General features: G+C 71.3%; 15 protein-coding genes. 1 reads left to right on the forward strand and 14 read right to left on the reverse strand.

What is annotated here, in order from left to right; all coding sequences use genetic code 11:
* Positions 1-35 precede the first annotated feature (35 nt).
* From ABD858_RS12650 to ABD858_RS12670, 5 genes are all read right to left on the reverse strand, one after another.
* Entirely contained in the window at positions 36-2357 is a 2322-nt protein-coding gene (locus ABD858_RS12650; RefSeq protein WP_345036678.1) for a xanthine dehydrogenase family protein molybdopterin-binding subunit, read from the reverse strand.
* A complete protein-coding gene (locus tag ABD858_RS12655; protein WP_345036680.1) occupies positions 2354-4171 on the reverse strand; it encodes a (2Fe-2S)-binding protein in 1818 nt (605 codons plus the stop codon). The genes ABD858_RS12650 and ABD858_RS12655 overlap by 4 nt, the downstream gene beginning before the upstream one ends.
* Positions 4168-5064, reverse strand: coding sequence for an FAD binding domain-containing protein (locus tag ABD858_RS12660; RefSeq protein WP_345036682.1), 897 nt, complete (start codon positions 5062-5064; stop codon positions 4168-4170). Before ABD858_RS12660 ends, ABD858_RS12655 begins: the two co-directional genes overlap by 4 nt.
* Positions 5065-5773: 709 nt before the next feature.
* Positions 5774-6055 (reverse strand): DUF3039 domain-containing protein, encoded by a 282-nt coding sequence (locus ABD858_RS12665; protein ID WP_345036685.1) that lies wholly within the window; start codon positions 6053-6055, stop codon positions 5774-5776.
* A gap of 53 nt (positions 6056-6108) precedes the next feature.
* Positions 6109-6669, reverse strand: a complete 561-nt coding sequence (locus tag ABD858_RS12670; RefSeq protein ID WP_345036687.1) for a YqgE/AlgH family protein — start codon at positions 6667-6669, stop codon at positions 6109-6111.
* 196 nt (positions 6670-6865) lie between these two features.
* Here ABD858_RS12670 and murA point away from each other — a divergent pair, with 196 nt between their 5' ends.
* A complete protein-coding gene (murA, locus tag ABD858_RS12675) occupies positions 6866-8206 on the forward strand; it encodes a UDP-N-acetylglucosamine 1-carboxyvinyltransferase (RefSeq protein WP_345036690.1) in 1341 nt (446 codons plus the stop codon).
* A 218-nt stretch (positions 8207-8424) separates the two neighbouring features.
* On the opposite strand, the gene ABD858_RS12680 is transcribed toward murA, so the two are convergent.
* From ABD858_RS12680 to ABD858_RS12720, 9 genes are all read right to left on the reverse strand, one after another.
* Positions 8425-8706: an HU family DNA-binding protein gene (locus ABD858_RS12680; RefSeq protein ID WP_345036692.1), complete on the reverse strand. Its 282-nt coding sequence runs from the start codon at positions 8704-8706 to the stop codon at positions 8425-8427.
* Positions 8707-9085: 379 nt separating this feature from the next.
* Entirely contained in the window at positions 9086-10507 is a 1422-nt protein-coding gene (locus ABD858_RS12685) for an NAD-dependent malic enzyme (protein WP_345036694.1), read from the reverse strand.
* A gap of 396 nt (positions 10508-10903) precedes the next feature.
* Positions 10904-13432, reverse strand: coding sequence for a HelD family protein (locus ABD858_RS12690; RefSeq protein WP_345036696.1), 2529 nt, complete (start codon positions 13430-13432; stop codon positions 10904-10906).
* A 72-nt stretch (positions 13433-13504) separates the two neighbouring features.
* A complete protein-coding gene (locus ABD858_RS12695) occupies positions 13505-14275 on the reverse strand; it encodes an anti-sigma factor family protein (RefSeq protein WP_345036699.1) in 771 nt (256 codons plus the stop codon).
* Complete coding sequence (locus ABD858_RS12700) at positions 14272-14835, reverse strand: sigma-70 family RNA polymerase sigma factor (RefSeq protein ID WP_345036702.1); 564 nt, start codon at positions 14833-14835, stop codon at positions 14272-14274. The genes ABD858_RS12695 and ABD858_RS12700 overlap by 4 nt, the downstream gene beginning before the upstream one ends.
* 81 nt (positions 14836-14916) lie before the next feature.
* Positions 14917-15495 (reverse strand): CGNR zinc finger domain-containing protein, encoded by a 579-nt coding sequence (locus ABD858_RS12705; protein ID WP_345036704.1) that lies wholly within the window; start codon positions 15493-15495, stop codon positions 14917-14919.
* 328 nt (positions 15496-15823) lie between these two features.
* Positions 15824-17065: an acyltransferase family protein gene (locus ABD858_RS12710; protein ID WP_345036707.1), complete on the reverse strand. Its 1242-nt coding sequence runs from the start codon at positions 17063-17065 to the stop codon at positions 15824-15826.
* Positions 17062-19242: a bifunctional polysaccharide deacetylase/glycosyltransferase family 2 protein gene (locus ABD858_RS12715; RefSeq protein WP_345036709.1), complete on the reverse strand. Its 2181-nt coding sequence runs from the start codon at positions 19240-19242 to the stop codon at positions 17062-17064. The genes ABD858_RS12710 and ABD858_RS12715 overlap by 4 nt, the downstream gene beginning before the upstream one ends.
* On the reverse strand, positions 19239-19916 hold the full coding sequence (locus ABD858_RS12720; RefSeq protein WP_345036711.1) for a hypothetical protein: 678 nt from the start codon (positions 19914-19916) through the stop codon (positions 19239-19241). The genes ABD858_RS12715 and ABD858_RS12720 overlap by 4 nt, the downstream gene beginning before the upstream one ends.
* Positions 19917-20062: the final 146 nt, after the last annotated feature.

Genomic DNA, 20062 nt, shown 5'->3' on the forward strand with positions numbered 1-20062 from the left:
CTCGCCGAGCCTTCCGCGGAAGGCACTGACGCGGCCTATGCGTTGGGCGCCGCCACCGCCGACTGGGGGCGGATCGGGAGGCGGTTGACGGGCCGGCCCGTGGCCGCGCGGACCGCGGAGGCGATCGCGGCCGGGGAGGTCACGACCGGGACCGCGGAGGCGGCCTTCGCGCCGAAGGGGGCCACCACGTCCCGTTCCTCGACGAGTTTGACGATGCGGATGTCGGGGGCGTCCAGCGACGTGGGGAGGACGTACCCCGTGAGGTCGGGGCGGCGGACCTGGCCGCGGGGGGTGCGGAGGTTCTCGGTGAGGGCCGCGCCGAGACCCTGGGTGACACCGGCCTCGATGCGGGCGGCGAGCCGGCGCGGGTTGAGGACGCGGCCGACGTCCTGGGCGACGGCCATCTCGACGACCCGGACGGTTCCGAGTTCGATGTCGACGTCGACGACCGCGCGGATCGCGCAGAAGGCGAGACCGACGAAGGCGTCGCCCTGGCCGGACTCGTCGAGGGGTTCGGTCGGGTGGGGGCGGCACTGGGCGGTGGCCCACAGCTCCTTGCCGTCCATGACCTCGGCGACCGTCGTGGACAGCACCCCGTCGTACGAGGTGATCTTGCCGTCGGCGATCTGGAGCAGTTCGGTGGACATGCCGAACGTGTGGGCCAGCGGCTGGAGCAGTTGCGTGCGGACCATCTTCGCGGCCCGCTCGATCGCGCCGCCGGACACCCAGGTGTGCCGGCCGTGGCCGGCCGGGCCGGCCGGGGGCTGGTCGGTGTCGACGGAGGCGACATGGACCTCGTCGACACCCAGGATCTCCTGGACGATCTGGCGGGCGAGGGTGGAGAAACCCTGGCCGGTCTCGACGGCGGCGCAGATGACCGTGGCGACGCCGTTGTGGACCTTCACCGTGGCGGTGGAGACCTCGTCGGTGCCCTCCGCGCCCAGCATGTGGACCATGCCGAGGCCGTAGCCCACGCCACGTCGCACCGCGCCCGGCTCACCCGCGCCCTCGGGGCCGCCGGGGAGCAGCCAGTCCTCCTCGGGGGTGTCCTTGGGGAGGGGCGGCAGGGGGAAGTCCCGCACCGCGCGGAGGAGTTCCGCGACGGGGGCGGGGCAGGTCACGGTCTGGCCGATGGGCAGGATGTCACCGGTGGCCAGGACGTTGCGCAGACGCAGTTCGGCCGGGTCGATGCCCAGCTTCGCGGCGAGCTTGTCCATCTGGCCCTCGTAGGCCGCGCAGACCTGCATCGCGCCTTCGCCCCGGACGTGGCCGGAGGGCGGGTTGTTCGTCCGTACCGCCCAGCCCTCGACGAAGGCGTGCGGGACGACGTACGGGCCGCAGGCGAAGGCCACGGCGGCGGCCAGGGATTCGGCCGAGGCGTCGGCGTACGCGCCGGCGTCCATCAGGATCTGGGCCTCCACCTTGACGAGGCGGCCCTCGCTGTCGGCGTGGTGGCGGTAGCGCAGCAGGGTGGGGTGGCGATGGGCGTGGCCGAGGAAGGACTCCTCGCGGGTCGCGGTGAGCTTCACCGGGCAGCCGGTCTTCAATGCCAGTAGACCGAGCGGCAGTTGGAAGCCGGCGTCCTCGCGGTCGCCCATCGCGCCCGGTACGCCCGTGACGACGACCTTGACGCGTCCCTGCTCCAGGCCGAAGCAGGCGGCGGCCCGGTCACGGTCGGCGTGCGGATCGGTGGAGGCGGTGTAGAGCTCCACCCCGCCGTCCGGGCGGGGGACGGCGAGTCCGGCCTCTGCGCCGATGGGGGCCGGGTCCTGACGGCCGATGCGGTAGAGACCGTCGACGACGACGTCGCCGGTCGCCTCCGGGTCTCCGTAGCTGAGCGGGATGTGGCGGATGAGATTGCCGTCGGGGTGCAGCGGCTCGGCGGCGAAGGCCTTCTCGGGGTCCGTGACGGGTTCGAGCACCTCGTACTCGACGATGACCGCGGCCGCGGCGAGCCGGGCCGTGTCCGGATGGTCCGCGGCCACCGCGGCGATCGGTTCACCGTGGTGGCGGACCACGTCGGAGGCGAAGACGGGGCGGTCGGCGATCCGGCGGCCGTGCGCGGCGTCGCCCGGTACGTCGGTGTGTGTGATCACGGCCCGTACACCCGGCATGTCGGCCGCGCCGCTCGTGTCGATCGAGACGATCCGGGCGTGGGGGTGCGGGGAGCGCACGATCGCCGCCCACAGCAGGCCCTCGGCCCACAGGTCGGACGCGTAGGGGAAGATCCCCTCGGTCTTGGCACGGGCGTCGGCCGACTGGAGCGAGGCTCCGATGCCACGAGCGGGAGGCTCCTGCGGGGGGCCGTCGATCACCGGGAGGGGGATCGTGGTCGCGGTGAGCGCGTCATTGCTCACGCCGTGCCTCCGTCGTGCGGGTGCTGCGGGTGGGGAAGGGTGTGCGGAGCCTGGACGCCGCCCTCACCGGGGGGCGCCTGGTGCGGGATGCGGGGCTCGCCGTCGGCCACCTCGGGGGCGGCGACCGTGCCGGCGGCCTCGCGTTCGGCGACGACCTGGCGTACGGCTTCGAGGGCGCCCTGGTAGCCGGAGCAGCGGCAGAGGTTACCGCAGAGCGCCTGGCGGGCCTCCAGGTCGGTCGGGGCGTGGTTGCCCTCGAGGAGGTCGTGGATGGTCATGGCCATACCGGGGATGCAGAAGCCGCACTGGACGGCGCCGCAGTCGGCGAGGGCCCGCTGGACGTCGGACGGTTCGCCGTCGACGGCGAGCCCTTCGACCGTACGGACCTCACTGCCGGCGGCGGTGGCCGCGGGCACCAGGCAGGAGGCGACGAGCCGGCCGTCGACCTGGACGTTGCAGGCTCCGCATTCGCCCTGCGAGCAGCCGTCCTTGGCGCCGGCGAGGCCGAGGCGCTCACGCAGGACGTAGAGCAGGGACTCGCCGATCCAGGAGTCGGTCACGGGGCGGTCGGCGCCGTTGACCCGGAGGACGTAGGAGACGAGGGGGTGTTCCTCGTGAGCGGGGGACGCGTCGGCGTCGGGGAGCGCGTCGGGTGCCTGCTGGGGCTCGGGAGAGTTCTGGGGCTGGGGGGTCTCGTGGGCTTCGGGGGCGTCGGGCGTCTCGTGCGCCGCGACGGCGGCCGGGCTCTCGGGCTCGGCCTGCGCCTCGGGGGACGTGTGCGGCTCGTCTGCGGCGGGCGCGGCGAGGGGCACGGAGGCCTCTGCCGCGGCCTGCGCCTCGGGCACCGTGTGCTGCTCGGGGGCGCCATGGGCCGCCTGGGCGCCCAGCGCCTCAGGCGCGGCAGGCGACTCCGAAGCCCCTGCCGCCGCCCGGGCGTTGGGGAGGGTGCGCGAACCCGGCGCGGTCCGTGTCGCCTCGGCGTCAGGGGCCGGGGGCGCATCGTCCGGTTCGTGCCTGTCGTACGCGGCCGCGGCGGGGGGCTCGGAAGCCTCTGCTGCGGCCTGCGCGTCGGGAGCGGTGTGCGGCCCGGGCACACCCTGCGTCGCGGCGGCACCGGGAGCCGCGTGCGCCTCGGCGCCGGGATGCTGCCCGGTGTGCGCGCCGGGCACGGACTCGTACTCCGTCTCGTGAACCGGCGCGGCGGCTGTCTGTGCGGCCCCCGGCTCCGGCGTCGCCCACGGCGCGGGCGCGCCGCCGGGCAACGTGGCCGGAAGGCCGGCCGTCATGGTCAGGTCCGGCGTCCAGGTCCCCGTCGAGGCCGGCGCCTGCGCACCCCACGAGGAGCCGGATGTCGTGAACTCGCCGTACTCCTCCGGGAGATCACCGTCCACCGCCGGAACCGTCCAGTCGCCGGTCGCCGGGGCGGCGGCGAAGTCGTCGGCGCCGGCCACGGGGACGGCCGCGTCGACCTCGGTGAACTCCGGGAACGTCCAGTGGCCCGTGGCCCCCGGGTCTGCCTGCGGCTGCTGTGGCCATGACGCCACGGCCTCCTCGGGGGACGCGGCCGGAGCCGGCTCCGGCGGCACCTGCCAGCCGCCCGTGTCCGTTGCGGGGGTGAGCGGCACGATCATCGGAGGTACGTAGCCGTGCCCGGGGGCGGCCAACGGGCTCTCTCCGGGGAACAGGGCCAGGTCGTTGATCAGACCTTCCGGCAGCTGTACGAAGGCGGTGGCGTCCGCGTCGTAGTCACCGCCCTGCGGAGTCGGCTGCCAGGCGCCGTGCTGCGGCTGCTGCTGGTTCTCGTCCGAGGTCACGACAGCGCCCTCCCCAGTGCTCGTCGGGCCAGAGCGGCGACGGTGCGCCGCAGATGCAGTACGCCGGGCGACGCGGCCGGAGCCTCTCCCCCGTCGGCCGGCGGGGCCGGAACCGGGATGCAGGCCGCGGCGACGTACTCGCCGAAGGCAGTCAGTGCCTCGGGTGCCAATGCCCGCTCGGCGTCCCAGTCGATCAGCGAGGCGATCCAGCGTTCCGCCTCCAGCGGACGCAGCGGCATCGGTGCGACGGCACCGACCGCGCAGCGCACGCCGCGCCGCGCCGGGTCGAGGACGACGGCGACCGAGGCCGTGGCACGGCCGGGTCCGGAGCGGCCGGTGGACTTGAGGAAGACCTGCGGGGCGTGCAGCAGCGGTACGCGTACGAAGCCGACCAGTTCGGCGGGGCGCAGCATGTCCCGGCCCGCCAGCAGGTGGGAGACGGGGAGCTCGCGGACCGTGCCGCCGGGCCCGTGGATGTCCAGGGTCGCTTCGAGCGCGGCGAGGACGGGCAGCGCGTCGCCGGTGGGGGCGGCGGTGACGATGTTGCCGCCGAGTGTGCCGGCGTTGCGGATCTGCGGTGGTCCCGCGGCACGCGCGGCCGCGGCCAGCGCGGGGATGAGGGCGGCGAAGTCGGGGCGTCCCATGCGGGCGTGGGTGAGGCCGGCGCCGAGGAGTGCGTGGCCGTCCTGGTAGTGCCAGCCGCGGATCTCGGCGATCCGGCCGAGGCCGACGAGTCCCGCGGGCCGCAGCAGGCCGGAGTTGACGGCGGCCATGAGATCGGTGCCGCCCGCGACGGGTACGGCGGCCGGCATGGCGGCGAGTGCCGCCACGGCCTCGTCGAGCGAGCCCGGCAGCGTCACGGACTGCGCCGCCTGCGGTGCGTGCATGGTCAACCCAGCTGCCCCTTCCCGATGCCCCGGCTGTCCCGCCTGTGTTGCCGTACGGTACGTGCTCACAGCCTGGACGAGGCAACTCTGGCACATCTTGCGAACCGTTCGACGCGAGGGTCCACGAACGGCACTTCCGTGCCGACCCGGCAGACGGTCCGGTTTCGCACTTCATCGGCACCACACGCGAATTGTCATTCTTCGTCGATTCCCGTGCGACTTGTTCCATCGGGTCCCCCCTGCTCATGGGGTCCCCCCTGCTCATGGGGTCCCCCCTGCTCATGGGGGTCCCCCCTGCTCATGGGGGTCCCCCCTGCTCATGGGGGTCCCCCCTGCTCATGGGGGTCCCCCCTGCTCGAGCGAAGCCGAGAGCTTGGGGGAGAAGCCGAGAGCTCGGGGGAGAAGCCGAGAGCTTGGGGGAGAAGCCGAGAGCTTGGGGGAGAAGCCGAGAGCTCGGGGGAGAAGCCGAGAGCTCGGGGGAGGGCATCCACGCTCCCAGGCTCCCAGGCTCCCGGGAACCTATGCGGGGTCTTGCGCCCGTCTCACACGTTCGGGGGCGCCCCATCGATCGGGCGTCCGAGCACACGACGTCCACCAAGTCGGCGGCGGCGCGCCCGCATTCGCCGCCCGAACGCCACACACACGGCAACGGCCCCCGTGGGGCGCCGAAGCGCGCCACGGGGGCCGTTCCGCGGTCAGGGGGGGCCAGGACCGGTTACTTGTTGTCCTTGCCGCCCTTGTCCCCGCCGGGACCCATGGAGTCGTAGATCTCCTTGCAGAGCGGGCAGACCGGGTACTTCTTGGGGTCGCGACCCGGCACCCAGACCTTGCCGCAGAGCGCCACGACGGGGGTCCCGTCGAGCGCACTTGCCATGATCTTGTCCTTCTGGACGTAGTGGGCGAAGCGCTCGTGGTCGCCGTCGCCGTGCGACACCTGTGGCGTCGGCTCTACGAGGGTCCCCGTACCTGCCCCACGCTCGGGCTCAAGAGTGCTCATAAACGCCAAGGGTACTGGGCCACACGGCGGAACCGCCGACATCATGCCGGACATCAGTTGAGCGACGGGTCGTCCGGATACGTCGCCACCATCGCCAGCTCGCTGCGCTGCCGCCGGAGCACGGCCCGCCACAGCCCCTCGGGCCGCGGCGACGACACGTCGCCGGGCTCGGACTCCACCACGTACCAGGCGCCCTCGGTCAGCTCCTCCTCCAGCTGACCCGGGCCCCAGCCCGAGTACCCGGCGAAGATCCGCAGCGAGCCCAGCGCGGACGCGAGCAGCTCCGGCGGCGCCTCGAGGTCGACCAGGCCGATCGCCCCGTACACGCGCCGCCAGCCCAGCGGACCCTCGTCGCCGGGGATGACGGCGATACCGAGCGCCGCGTCGAGCGAGACGGGGCCGCCCTGGAAGACGACGCCGGGCTCACCGGCGAGGGCCGCCCAGGGTTCGAGGATGTCGCCGACACCGACCGGAGTGGGCCGGTTGAGGACCACGCCGAGTGAGCCCTCCTCGTCGTGGTCGAGGAGGAGCACCACGGCACGGTCGAAGTTCGGATCGGCCAGGGCCGGAGTCGCGACGAGCAGCCGCCCTGTGAGCGAGGACACCTCGGTCATGCCAGACATGATCCCGCATCTTGGACCGAAGCGGGGAGCGGACAGCATTCGTAACCCTCCGCACAGCGCCATTGAGCGGAACGTGTTGTGGCGAATTCATGACATGGAAGGTGCCACTTCGGCCTTACGGGGCATGGGTGAACGGCGATTACAGTTTCACCTGGCCCCTGCCCGACCACTCCGGAACGCGAGATTCATGACCGGCACAGACGATGTACTGCTTGTCCACGGCGGCACCCCGCTGGAGGGCGAGATCCGCGTCCGCGGCGCGAAGAACCTCGTGCCGAAGGCGATGGTCGCCGCCCTCCTCGGCAGTGAGCCGAGCCGGCTGCGCAATGTGCCCGACATCCGCGACGTGCGGGTCGTACGCGGGCTGCTCCAGCTGCACGGCGTGACCGTACGCCCCGGGGACGAGCCCGGTGAGCTGGTGCTCGACCCGACACACGTCGAGAGCGCCAATGTCGCCGACATCGACGCCCACGCCGGCTCCTCCCGCATCCCGATCCTCTTCTGCGGCCCGCTGCTGCACCGCCTCGGCCACGCCTTCATCCCGGGCCTGGGCGGCTGCGACATCGGCGGCCGGCCGATCGACTTCCACTTCGACGTGCTGCGCCAGTTCGGCGCGAGGATCGAGAAGCGCGCGGACGGACAGTACCTGGAGGCCCCGCACAGGCTCCGCGGCACCAAGATCCGCCTGCCGTACCCGTCCGTGGGCGCCACCGAGCAGGTGCTGCTGACCGCGGTGCTCGCCGAGGGTGTGACCGAACTCTCCAACGCCGCCGTCGAGCCGGAGATCGAGGACCTCATCTGCGTCCTGCAGAAGATGGGCGCGATCATCGCCATCGACACCGACCGTACGATCCGGATCACCGGTGTCGACAAGCTCGGCGGCTACAACCACCAGGCCCTCACTGACCGGCTGGAGGCCGCCTCCTGGGCGTCCGCCGCGCTGGCCACCGAAGGCAACATCTACGTCCGCGGCGCGCAGCAGCGGTCGATGATGACGTTCCTCAACACGTACCGGAAGGTCGGCGGCGCCTTCGAGATCGACGACGACGGCATCCGCTTCTGGCACCCGGGCGGCTCGCTGAAGTCCATCGCGCTGGAGACGGACGTCCACCCCGGCTTCCAGACCGACTGGCAGCAGCCGCTGGTCGTGGCCCTGACGCAGGCCACCGGCCTGTCGATCATCCACGAGACGGTGTACGAGTCCCGGCTGGGCTTCACATCGGCGCTGAACCAGATGGGCGCGCACATCCAGCTCTACCGCGAGTGCCTGGGCGGCTCCGACTGCCGCTTCGGCCAGCGCAACTTCCTGCACTCCGCGGTCGTGTCGGGCCCCACCAAGCTCCAGGGCGCCGACCTGGTCATCCCCGACCTGCGCGGCGGCTTCTCCTACCTGATCGCGGCCCTGGCAGCCCAGGGCACGTCCCGGGTCCACGGCATCGACCTGATCAACCGCGGCTACGAGAACTTCATGGACAAGCTCGTGGAGCTGGGCGCAAAGGTCGAACTCCCCGGCAGCCCCCAGATCTGACCACCCCCACCCCGATGGCCCCCCTCCGCGGGGGCCATCACCGCTTCCGGACCCACCCGGACCTGCTGGGGGTCCGGGGGGCACCCGGCGGGCTCCCGCCCCGCCAGAGCCCCGTGAGGGCCTCGTAGGGCCCGTGGACGCGTGAAAGGGCGGCCACCCCCTCGGGATGGCCGCCCTTCGCGTACGCGGTCGTCCTACGCGTACTTAACGCCCCAGGCTCACTTGCCCTTGGCGGCTTCCTTGAGCTTCGAGCCCGCGGAGACCTTCACGCTGTAGCCGGCCGGGATCTGGATCGGGTCGCCGGTCTGCGGGTTACGAGCGGTGCGAGCGGCACGGTGGGTGCGCTCGAAGGTCAGGAAGCCGGGGATGGTGACCTTCTCGTCGCCCTTGGCGACGATCTCGCCGGTGATCTCGGCGAAAGCGGCCAGCACGGCGTCGGCGTCCTTGCGGGTCACCTCGGCGCGGTCGGCCAGCGCGGCCACCAGCTCACTGCGGTTCATGTTGTTACTCCCGTGTTCTTCTTGCCTGTGAGGCGTGCCACGCGGCGGAGCCGCATGTCGGGCACGGCGAAGCCGATGCTGCCAGGGCCCTCGGACAGTCCCCGGACCCGGGTCTGACGTCAGACCCTCGCGCCCGGTTACGCATCCTGCCCCCACCTGCGGCGGGAACGCCAATCCAGCACTCTCCCGGGTCACACGAAAAGCGTCAGTGACCTGTCACGGTGACGCTCCGTCGACCGAACGGAGACTCCCCGGAGCTGTTTCGCGGGATTTCCGGCTACGAGCCCATGGACACGCCACCCTAGAGGGGGCCCGAGGGCCCCCTCGTCGCGACGCGCCGGGCGTCGCGGGGCGGAAGAGCGTGGGTCCCGTCACATCGTCACGCGGTGACCGCGGCGCCGCCGGCCCTGGCGGCGTTGCGCACCGCCCCGGCGACCGCGCCCGCGACCTTGTCGTTGAAGACGGACGGAATGATGTAGTTCGGGTTGAGCTCGTCCTCGCCGACGACGTCCGCGAGGGCACCGGCCGCGGCCAGCATCATCTCCGTGTTGACGCTGCTCGACTGGGCGTCGAGCAGGCCGCGGAAGACGCCGGGGAAGACCAGGACGTTGTTGATCTGGTTGGGGAAGTCGGAGCGGCCGGTGGCCACAACTGCCGCCGTCTGGCGGGCGATTGCGGGGTCGACCTCCGGGTCCGGATTCGCGAGCGCGAACACGATCGCACCCTCCGCCATGGCCGCCACGTCGTCGCCGTTCAGGACGTTCGGGGCGGAGACGCCGATGAAGACGTCGGCGCCGACGACGGCCTCCTTCAGAGTGCCGGTGACGCCCTCGGGGTTGGTGTTGTCGGCGATCCAGCGCAGCGGCGAGTCGGGGTCGGCGGAGACCAGGTCCTGGCGGCCGGCATGGACGACGCCGTGGATGTCGGCGACGACGGCGTGCTTGACGCCCGCGGCGAGCAGCAGCTTGAGGATGGCCGTACCGGCGGCGCCGGCGCCGGACATGACGACGCGGACGTCACCGATGGCCTTGCCCACCACACGCAGGGCGTTGGTCAGGGCCGCGAGGACGACGATCGCCGTGCCGTGCTGGTCGTCGTGGAAGACGGGGATGTCGAGGGCCTCGCGCAGCCGTGCCTCGATCTCGAAGCAGCGGGGGGCGGAGATGTCCTCGAGGTTGATGCCGGCGAAGCCGGGGGCGATGGCCTTGACGATCTCGACGATGGCGTCGGAGTCCTGGGTGTCGAGGCAGATAGGCCAGGCGTCGATGCCGGCGAAGCGCTTGAAGAGGGCCGCCTTGCCCTCCATGACGGGCAGAGCGGCCTTGGGGCCGATGTTGCCGAGACCGAGTACGGCGGAGCCGTCCGTCACGACTGCGACGGAGTTGCGCTTGATGGTGAGGCGGCGGGCGTCCTCGGGGTTCTCGGCGATCGCCATGCAGACGCGGGCCACACCCGGCGTGTAGATCATGGAGAGGTCGTCACGGTTGCGGATGGGATGCTTCGACGCCATCTCGATCTTGCCGCCGAGGTGCATCAGGAACGTACGGTCCGAGACCTTGCCGAGAACGACACCCTCGATGGTGCGGAGCTTCTCGACGATCTCGTCCGCGTGAGTGGTGGAGGTCGCGGCGATGGTGACGTCGATCCGCAGCTTCTCGTGACCGGAAGCGGTGACGTCGAGGCCGGTGACCGAACCGCCGGAGGATTCCACAGCCGTGGTGAGCTGCGAGACCGCGGTTCCGCTCGCAGGCACCTCCAGCCGGATCGTCATCGAGTACGAGACGCTGGGCGCCGTTGCCATGACCGACTTCCTCCGCTTTCCCTGGTTTGCATGCCGCGGCCGCGGCGGCTGTCGCGGCCGCGGCAACATTCTCCGATGGTCGCACCTACCAGCGGGTAGCCGGTAATTACGAAGCTTTCGTTTTCGGAAAACGGTTTCCACCATACGAGAGGATGGTCGCCCGGTGGAAGCCCCACCCGCCCTTCTCGTACGGAAAAACACATGGGTCCGCGTCATCAACCGATGACGCGGACCCATGTGTACGTGTTGATGGCACCGACCCGCCATGCTCGCCTCGCGGCAAGTGGTCGCTCTGAGCGACAAAGGTTGGGCCCGGGGGCTTGGATCGAGCCGGTGCCAAAGCCAGACTAACAAACCGCCCCCGGAGGGGATTCCCTCTTCACGTGTTGACGGCGATCAGTCCCTGAGGAGATCCGGGACCCCGTCCGCGTCCGGGTCGTCCCGGCGCCCCGAGATCACCGTCAGCTGCTGGGTCGCACGGGTCAGCGCCACATACAGCACGCGCAGTCCGGCCGGGGACTCGTCCGCGATCTCCGCGGGCGACACGACCACCGTCGCGTCGTACTCCAGGCCCTTGGCCTCCAGGCTGCCCAGCGCCACCACGCGCTCACCCAGGCCCGCCAGCCAGCCGGCCGCCTGCCCACGGCGGTTCATCGCGACGACCACGCCGACCGTGCCGTCCACCTGACGCAGCAGCCGCTCGGCCTCCTCGCGCACGGCCGCGGCCAGGTCCCCGTCCCGTACGACGGAGCCCCGTCCGGAGCCGCGTTGACGGTTCGCCGTCACGCTGCGCTCATCGTCCGTCGTCACACTGTGCTCAGTGTTCGTGGTCACACTGTGCTCAGTGTTCGTGGTCACACTGTGCTCATTGTTCGTGGTCACACTGTGCTCATTGTTCGTGGTCACGAAACGCGGCTCCACGCCGGTCGAGCGGACCGCCTTCGGGGACTCCGTACCGGGCATGGCGAGGGCCAGGACCTTCGCGGCGAGCTGGGCGATCTCCGCGGGGTTGCGGTAGTTCACGGTGAGCGTGAAACGGCGCCGCGGGCGGGTGCCGAGGGCCTCGTCGCGCGCCTCGGCCGCCTCGTCCGGGTCCGACCAGGACGACTGCGCCGGGTCACCGACGACCGTCCAGGTGGCGTGCTTGCCACGGCGGCCGACCATGCGCCACTGCATGGGCGTGAGGTCCTGCGCCTCGTCGACGATGACGTGCGCGTACTCCGTGCGCTCCTGAGCCAGCCGCTCGGCCCGCTCGCGCTGCGACTCCTCGCGCTGCGGCATCAGCTCCTCCAGGCCGGTGAGCTGGTCCAGCGGGTCGGCCTCGCGCCGCTTGCGGGGGCGGGCCGGGGCGCCGAGCAGCGTCCGGAGTTCGTCCAGGAGCGCCACGTCGTGCACCGAGAGCCCCTCGCGCCTGAGGGAGCGTGCCAGCCGGCGCGCCTCCCCGGGGTTGAGGACGCGGCGCGCCCAGCGGCCGAGCCGCTTCTCGTCGGCCATGGCGGCGAGCACCCTGCGCGGGGTGAGCTCCGGCCACCAGGCGTCGAGGAAGGCGACGAAGCTGTCCTCGGTGGTGATGTCGTCGTCGAAGGAGCTGCGCAGCTCGGCTGCGAGCTCCGGGTCCCTCTCCCGGGTGGCCGCTCCGGACTTCGCCCACAGCGCGTCCAGCAGCAGCCGCCGGGCACGCGGCCGCAGCAGATTGACGGGCGCGGTGCCGCCGAGCGCGTTCTGCTTGATCCGGTGCAGCTCATCGGCCTCCAGCTCGAGACGCCGTCCGAAGGCGACGACCCGAAGGCGGTCCGGCGTTCCCGCCGGGACCTGCGGTCCGTCCTCCTCGCCGAACGCGAGTTGTCCGCCGTCCTCCGCGGTGCGCGGCGCCGGCGCGCCGGGCGGCGGGATGTCCAGGGCGCCCCGGACCGCCTTGCGCAGCACCTTCAGCATCCGCGAGGAACCCTTGACGCGGGCAACGGCCGGTTCGTCGTACGCCGTGGCCTCCGCGCCGTCCACCAGCGAGCCCACAGCGCGGATCGCGACCTGGCCCTCCTCGCCGAGCGAGGGCAGCACGCCCTCCGTGTACGCGACGAGCAGCGGTGTCGGCGAGACGATCAGGATGCCACCGGCGTAACGGCGGCGGTCCTGGTAGAGCAGATAGGCGGCGCGGTGCAGCGCGACGGCGGTCTTGCCGGTGCCGGGGCCGCCCGACACCTCCGTCACGGATGCGGCGGGGGCCCTGATCACCAGGTCCTGCTCGGCCTGGATGGACGAGACGATGTCCCGCATGGTGTGGCTGCGGGCCTGGCCGAGCGCGGCCATGAGCGCGCCGTCACCGATGACCGGCAGCTCCTGGCCGTTCAGGGACGCCTTCATCTCGGGGCGCATCAGGTCGTCCTCGACGCCGAGGACCTTACGGCCCTTGGAACGGATGACCCGGCGGCGTACGACCCGGCCGGGGTCGACCGGGGTGGACCGGTAGAAGGGCGCGGCGGCCGGCGCGCGCCAGTCGATGACCAGCGGAGAGTAGTCGGCGTCCAGAACGCCGATGCGGCCGATGTGCAGGGTCTCGCCGATGTCGGCGTATTGACGGGTGCCGTCGTCGCGCACGGCGTCCTCGGCGGGCTCCACCGAGGTGTACGCGCCGTCCGGGCCCTTCTTGCCGTCCTTGCCGTACAGCAGGTCGATCCGGCCGAAGAGGAAGTCCTCGAACTCGTTGTTGAGCCGACTGAGGTGGATACCGGCCCGGAACACCTGGGCGTCGCGCTCGGCGAGAGCGCCGGGCGTGCCGACCTGGCCGCGCTGGGCGGCGTCGTTCACCAGGAACTCCGCCTCGTGGATCTTCTCCTCGAGGCGGCGGTACACCTGGTCCAGGTGTACCTGCTCGACTCCGATCTCGCGATCACGGACCGAGTCGACAGCGGCATCCTGCGCGGCCACCGAGACCCCCTTCTGACGTGCATGGGCAGCCGTCCACCGTACGCGAAGGGGGCCTCGGTCCGCACGTGTGTGTCAGGCGAAGACCTCCACGAGACGCCTTCCGTCGAACGTACGGACCTCGAAGTGATCGATGTCGCCGCGGTTCATGGCGGCGCCGCCGTGCACGTACAGCGGATGCCGGGCGGCCTCGACCGGGCTGTCCTCCATGCCGTAGCCCCACTTCGGGACCGCCCAGGAGGTCACCGTCTGCTCCTCGCCGTTCTTCGAGACGGCGACGAGACTGCACTTCAGCGGACCCTTGACGTTCTTCAGCTCGAGAACGGCGTGGGTACCCCAGCCCTTGTTCTCCACCCCGATGACCGCGGTGACACCGGTCACCGGATCGGTGTTCTGCACCTTCTCCTTCATGTGTTCGTGGAAGGCGTCCTCGGCGGGGCTGGTGGGATGCGGACCGGGGTGCGCGCTGATGCCGCTGCCGCCGTCGTCCGACGTCGCCACCACGGCCACCGTGGGCCCGCCGATGATCAGCGCCGCTGCCGCCGCCACCAGATACATCCCGCGCCTGCGCCGCTGTGCGCGCCTGGCCGCGACCTCGTCGATCAGGACCTCGGCCGTCCGCGGCTCGGGCCGTACCGGCTGCTCCGGAGGTCCGGGGAACTCCTTCAGCATGGCCAGCATCGGCTCCACGCCCGCGAGTTCGTCCAGCTCCGCCGCGCAGACCGCGCAGCCGGCCAGATGCGCCTCGAAGGCGGTGGCCTCGTCGTCGTCCAGAATGCCGAGCACATACGCGCCGACGGCGTCGTGCTCGGAACCCTCGGGGTGTCCTCGCTCCGGCACGGTCATGCTGTCACCCCCCGCTCCTCCAGCGCGAGCTTCATCGAGCGCAACGCGTAGAACACCCGGGACCGTACGGTCCCGCTGGGTATGCCGAGTGTCTCTGCCGCCTCACTGACCGTACGCCCCTTGAAGTACGTCTCCACAAGTGCCTCCCGGTGCGCGGGAGTCAGGTCGTCGAGCGCATCGGAGAGCGTCATCAGCCACAACGCCTTGTCGATCTCATCCTCCGCGGGAATGACCTCCAGCGGCGACGCGTCGACCTCCTGCGGCCGGGCCTGCCGGCTGCGGTGGCCGTCGATGACGATGCGCCGGGCGACCGTCACCAGCCAGGGTCGGACGGAGCCGGTCGCCCTGTCCAGCTGACCGGCGTTCTTCCAGGCACGTATGAGCGTCTCCTGCACCACGTCCTCGGCGCGCTGGCGGTCGCCGGCGACGAGGCGCAGTACATATCCGAGCAACGGCCCCGCGTGTTCACGGTACAGAGCCCGCATCAACTCCTCTTCGGGGACGGAGTGATGGCGGGCCCGTTGCGGACGGTCATCGGCCACGGCGGCATCCTTGCGCACCTGAACCTCCCGGTCGAGACCCTGTCCGCACGCGGCTGCGCGCGATCCTGCCTCTCCTTACGGGCGGTCCGGCCGCGGCATTCAACGCTTCCCGAACTTTTTCGCGTTCGCACCGACGGCGACCCGGCGCCGCCGGTGCCGGGCCACCCGCTCCCGGTTGCCGCACACCTCACTGGAGCACCAGCGGCGCCGGCGCCCCCGGGACGTGTCGAGGAACAGCCGACGGCAGCTGTCGCCCTCGCACTGACGCAGCCGGGACCGGGCGGCGGGGTCGGTGAGCAGCTCCACGGCATCCCGGGCGACGGCGGCGAGCAGCGCCCCGCACTCGGGCGCGCCGCTCAACGCCCGTACGAGTCCGCCGTCCGCGTCCCGCACCGCCTGCGGCGCGGGCGGCGCCGCGGCGGCCAGCGCGTTGACCCGCTCCAGGGCCGGCCCGTCCGCCGTCTCGGGCCCGTACACCAACTGCGCCACATGCCCGCGCAGTTCGGTGAACCGCCCCACCCACTCCGCGCCCACCTCGTCCAACGGCGTCCCCGGGGGCACCAGCCCCGCGCCCACCAGCCACTGCCTCAGCCGCCCGGCCCCGTCGAGCTGTTCGGCGGCCGATGCCCCTGTCGCCACGAGATCCAGGCAGACCCGCCCGGAGTCGAACCACCACATGCGCCTGTCACCGCCTAGTGGGTTACCGGTGAAGTGCCGTGCCCCCAGAGTGCCCCGGTCCGTCCCGGCCCGGAACCCCCGTTGCCGCGGCGCACCTCGCGGACGCAGAGGATCCGGCGAGGACCGCCGATCCGGGCGCGGTGCGGGACGCGTTCGAGGCCGGCCGGGTCGCCCGGAACGCGGTGCTCGTGGTGCTGTGCACGGCGGCGCCGAGCTGCCTCGCACGGGCGCCGGCCGTGTCGGGCCGGGCCTCCCGTCGGGCTCACAGGGAAAGCACCACGGCGGTGAGGGTCCGGTTGCGGGCCCTCACCGCCGTGGTCGCGCCCCGTCACACCCGGGCGCGGCGGCCCTTGCGGGAGGCTCCGTTCGGCCAGAGGCGGGGGCTTCGCTTGGCGGCGAGGTCCTCGATCCAGCCGACGGACACGATCATCAGTCCGATCAGCGGCCAGACCAGCACGACCATCCACAGCATGTAGGTGTTCTCCAGGAAGCCGCCGAAATGCTCGTCGAGGAACGGGACGCTCCACAGCAGGTCGATCAGCGGGACCGTGGCCATGATCAGGAAGTTGTGCCAGAGGTAGATGGTCACCGCCCGGTTGTTGGAGAGGGTGACCAGCTTGTCGAACCTGGCCAGCTTGCCCGGCAATTGCTGCCAGGACGGGGAGTACGACAGCAGGATCACGCAGAAACCGAAGGACCAGGTCGCCTGGGCGAGCGGGATGTCGTTGAGGTCCCAGCCGTCCCGGGTCTGGTGGCCCGAGGCCCACCACAGGCCGAAGGCCATGATGATGGCCGAGCACGAGACGGTCACATAGCGATGGACCTTCTGGATCAGCCCGTCGTGGTGGGCGAAGCCGAGGATCCAGCAGGCGCCGAACTGGGCGAAGTCGGTGACGGCGTTGCCGGTCTCGCCGGGGATCTTCACCAGGCCGGTGCCGACGATCGCGGTCAGCGCGAGCGGGGCGAGCAGGGTCACCCACGGCAGCTTGCGGAAGGCCCGCAGCAGCAGCGGCGAGGCGATCACGAACCACAGATAGGCGCGCAGATACCAGAGCGGACCCACGGACTGCACGGCCCAGGTCTGCTCGAGCAGGCCCCCCTTGTCACCGATTTCCCAGGGGAAGGGTGGGGCGCCGACCGGAACGATGAAATTGGCGAGCTTGATGAACCACCAGAGCGTCTCCTCCTTCGAGGCCTTCCATCCGGCGGCGAACATCAGCACCAGCATCACGGAGCCGAACACCCACATGGGCGGCAGCAGGCGCCGGACACGGCCGCGGATCACGCCCCAGGCGGGGCGGCTGAGGGAACGTGCCATCAGCGATCCGGCCAGCGCGAACATCACGCCCATGGAGGGGAAGAGGATCGTCAGCCAGGCCCAGCCGAAGATGTGGTAGATCACGACGCGGACGAGCGCCAGGGATCGCAGCAGGTCGAGGTAACGGTCGCGGCCGGATGCCTTGGCGGCCTTGGCGGGCGGAGCCGCCGGGGACGGAACGGGCGGGGCCGGGACCTGGACCGGGACGGCCGTCCCGTCCGCCGGGAACTGTGCGGTGTAACTGTGCGTCATGCGACAGGCCTCCGCTCATGGGTGCTGTTGCGGCGCTGGGTCGGGATGGCCCCGGGTGCCTCGACCACTCCGGTGCGGCGGAGCTTCTGCCAGCGCAGCCGGCCACCGGTGAGAGCGGTGATCCAGGACTGGAGGAGCACGACGTACATGAGCTGCCGGTAGAGGATCTGCTGAAGGGGGAGCGAGATGAGGTGGCTCATCTTCTCCCGGTCGAGCCGGAAGGCGTACGCCGCGCAGACGGCCTGGATGGCGAGTACGCCGAGCCAGGCGACGACTGTCTTGCCGGTCGGACCGAAGACCAGGCCGTACAGCAGGAACACATCGATCAGCGGGGCGAGCAGCGGCGCCAGGATCATGAAGATCGACACCAGCGGCAGTCCGACGCGGCCGAACCGGCCGGACGGGCCGCGTTCGACGACGGCTCGGCGGTGCTTCCATACGGCCTGCATGGTGCCGTAGCTCCAGCGGTAGCGCTGGGACCACAGCTGCTGCACGCTCTCCGGCGCCTCGGTCCAGGCACGGGCGTTCTCCGCGTACACGACCTGCCAGCCGTCGCGGTGCATGGCCAGGGTGATGTCGGTGTCCTCGGCGAGCGTGTCCTCGCTCATTCCGCCCACCCGCTCCAGTGCCTGGCGCCGGAAGGCGCCGACCGCGCCGGGGATGGTGGGCATGCAGCGCAGTACGTCGTACATACGGCGGTCGAGGTTGAAGCCCATCACGTACTCGATGTGCTGCCAGGCGCCGATCAGGCTGTTGCGGTTGCCGACCTTGGCGTTGCCGGCGACCGCGCCGACCCGCGGGTCACCGAAGGGCTGAACCAGCTCGCGCACGGTGGACGGTTCGAAGACCGTGTCGCCGTCCATCATCACGACGATGTCGTGACTGGCGTGCGCGATGCCGTTGTTGAGCGCGGCGGGCTTGCCGGAGTTGACCTGGCGCAGCACGCGTACGTTCGGCAGCCACATCGCCTCGACGATGTCCGCGGTGCCGTCCGTCGAGCCGTCGTCGATGACGATGACCTCGACGGGGTGGTCGCTGGCCATCAGTGACCGGACGGTGTTGGCGATGCATTCGCGCTCGTTGTATGCCGGGACCAGCACCGTCACCGGTTCGGTGACCGGCGGACCCCATCGGAAGCCCCGCTTGCGCACCTTGCGGGCGTGCAGGAAGGACAGCACCAGCATCAGCCCGAAGCGGACGAAGACCAGGACGCCGATGATGGCGAGGCCGCCGACGAGGACGTCGGTCACATGCTCGGAAATGCCGACCGCGGTGACGAAGGCCTTGCCCTTCCACAGGTCGAGGCCGGTGACGGGGGTGTGCGCGGTGTGGGAATGGGCGCCGAGTCCCTCGCTGAGCGTGGCGAACTGATAGCCCTTGGACTGCAGCTCGGGCAGCAGCCTGTCGAGGGCAGCCAGGGTCTGGGAGCGGTCACCACCGGAGTCGTGCATCAGGACGATGGCGCCCTTGCCGCTCTCCTTGGGGGTGGCGTTGCGGACGATCGTGTCGACGCCGGGGCGCTTCCAGTCCTCGCTGTCGGTGTTGTTGAACGCGGTGAGGTAACCGCGGCTGCCCACGTACTTGGTGACCGGCCAGTTGTCGTTGTCCAGGGCGTACGAGAACGACGAGTACGGGGGCCGGAACAGCGAGGTGCGGATGCCGGCCGCGCCCGCGAGGGCCAGCTGGTTCTGCGAGAGCTCCCAGTCGATGCGGCTCTTGGACTGGTATGAGAGGTCGGGGTGGTTGAAGGTGTGCAGTCCGAGCTCGTGCCCCTCCGCCACGATCCGCGCCACGAGGTCGGGGTGGCGGGAGGCCATGGTGCCGGTGACGAAGAAGACGCCGTGCGCGTCGTACTGCTTCAGCTTGTCGAGGACCTTGGGCGTCCACTCCGGGTCGGGGCCGTCGTCGAAGGTGAGGACCAGCTTGTGGTCGCGCACCTCCAGCGCCTTCGGCTCCTCGGTGGCGCTCCGGGCGTCGATGACCGGTCCGCCCTCCAGGATGTGGGTGGGCACCTTGTCGTTGTCGGACGGCGGCCGGACGCGGTGGTCGGCGAGGATCTCGCTGTGCGCGTAGCCACGCAGCATCAGCATGGCGAAGAGCGCGGCGAGGAAGAGCGAGGGCAGCAGATAGCGCATGGGCAGCCTGCGGCGCCTGATCGCCTTGGGACGGGCTGTCATGCACTTTCTCCTGAGGGCGCGGTGGGGTCGGACGACGGCTCGGGGGCGGTGTCGGTGGGGTTGGGGCTGCTCGGCTCCGGGTCGGGGCCGCCCGTGGCGGGCTGGGTGGGCGAACCGACAGGGTCCGGCGGCGGGACGACGGTGCCGCCCGAGGGCTTGGGCTTCGGGGAGGTCGCGGAGGCTCCGGGGCCGAGAGGCGCGGAACCGTCGGCGGAGCCGCTGCCCGCGGGCGAGGGCACGGTGGAGCCCCTGGAGTCGGTGGGGAGGGGAGAGCCGGCTCCGGGTATCGGGCCGCCGTCCTTGGTGACGGACGGCGAGGCGGGCGCGGTGGGGTCGGAAGAGACCTTGACCGTCCCCGCCTTCTTGTCGTCGGACTCTCCGGGGATCAGCAGCCAGGGCGCACTGGAGTTGCCACCGAGGAGGGTGGCGACCAGCACGATGCCGTAACAGGCGAAGGCAAAACCGAAGAACCAGCCGAGGCGGCGCAGTTTGCGCTGTCGGCGGCCGCTCGTGTCGACGAACACAGGCCCCTCGGAGCCGTCCGGGCCCGGGTCGGCGACCGGGGCCACGGTCGTGGTCGTGCCCTCGACCGAGCCCATCGGCCGGTCCGTGGGAAGACCCAGGGTTGCCGGATCCGATAACTGACGTCCGATTCCGTCGAGTTCGACGGTCATGTCCTGCGGATCGGGCGAACTTTCGAAATGGCTGTCTTCTCGCGGACTGTCCATTGATGTACGCATCCCCAATGAATGAATCGAGGGTGCGCATACGGCTGCCGGGCACTACTCGCCGTCGGACCGGACCCCCATCTGACCCGAGC

The organism is Streptomyces sannanensis (genome assembly GCF_039536205.1).
Classification (GTDB): domain Bacteria; phylum Actinomycetota; class Actinomycetes; order Streptomycetales; family Streptomycetaceae; genus Streptomyces; species Streptomyces sannanensis.

Bases quoted from the DNA above. Each gene is read 5' to 3' on its own strand.
- ABD858_RS12665 (WP_345036685.1), bottom strand. From the start codon at position 6,055: ATGAGCACTCTTGAGCCCGAGCGTGGGGCAGGTACGGGGACCCTCGTA.
- ABD858_RS12670 (WP_345036687.1), bottom strand. From the start codon at position 6,669: ATGACCGAGGTGTCCTCGCTCACAGGGCGGCTGCTCGTCGCGACTCCG.
- murA (WP_345036690.1), top strand. From the start codon at position 6,866: ATGACCGGCACAGACGATGTACTGCTTGTCCACGGCGGCACCCCGCTG.
- ABD858_RS12680 (WP_345036692.1), bottom strand. From the start codon at position 8,706: ATGAACCGCAGTGAGCTGGTGGCCGCGCTGGCCGACCGCGCCGAGGTG.
- ABD858_RS12685 (WP_345036694.1), bottom strand. From the start codon at position 10,507: ATGGCAACGGCGCCCAGCGTCTCGTACTCGATGACGATCCGGCTGGAG.
- ABD858_RS12695 (WP_345036699.1), bottom strand. From the start codon at position 14,275: ATGACCGTGCCGGAGCGAGGACACCCCGAGGGTTCCGAGCACGACGCC.
- ABD858_RS12705 (WP_345036704.1), bottom strand. From the start codon at position 15,495: ATGTGGTGGTTCGACTCCGGGCGGGTCTGCCTGGATCTCGTGGCGACA.
- ABD858_RS12710 (WP_345036707.1), bottom strand. From the start codon at position 17,065: ATGACGCACAGTTACACCGCACAGTTCCCGGCGGACGGGACGGCCGTC.
- ABD858_RS12715 (WP_345036709.1), bottom strand. From the start codon at position 19,242: ATGACAGCCCGTCCCAAGGCGATCAGGCGCCGCAGGCTGCCCATGCGC.
- ABD858_RS12720 (WP_345036711.1), bottom strand. From the start codon at position 19,916: ATGACCGTCGAACTCGACGGAATCGGACGTCAGTTATCGGATCCGGCA.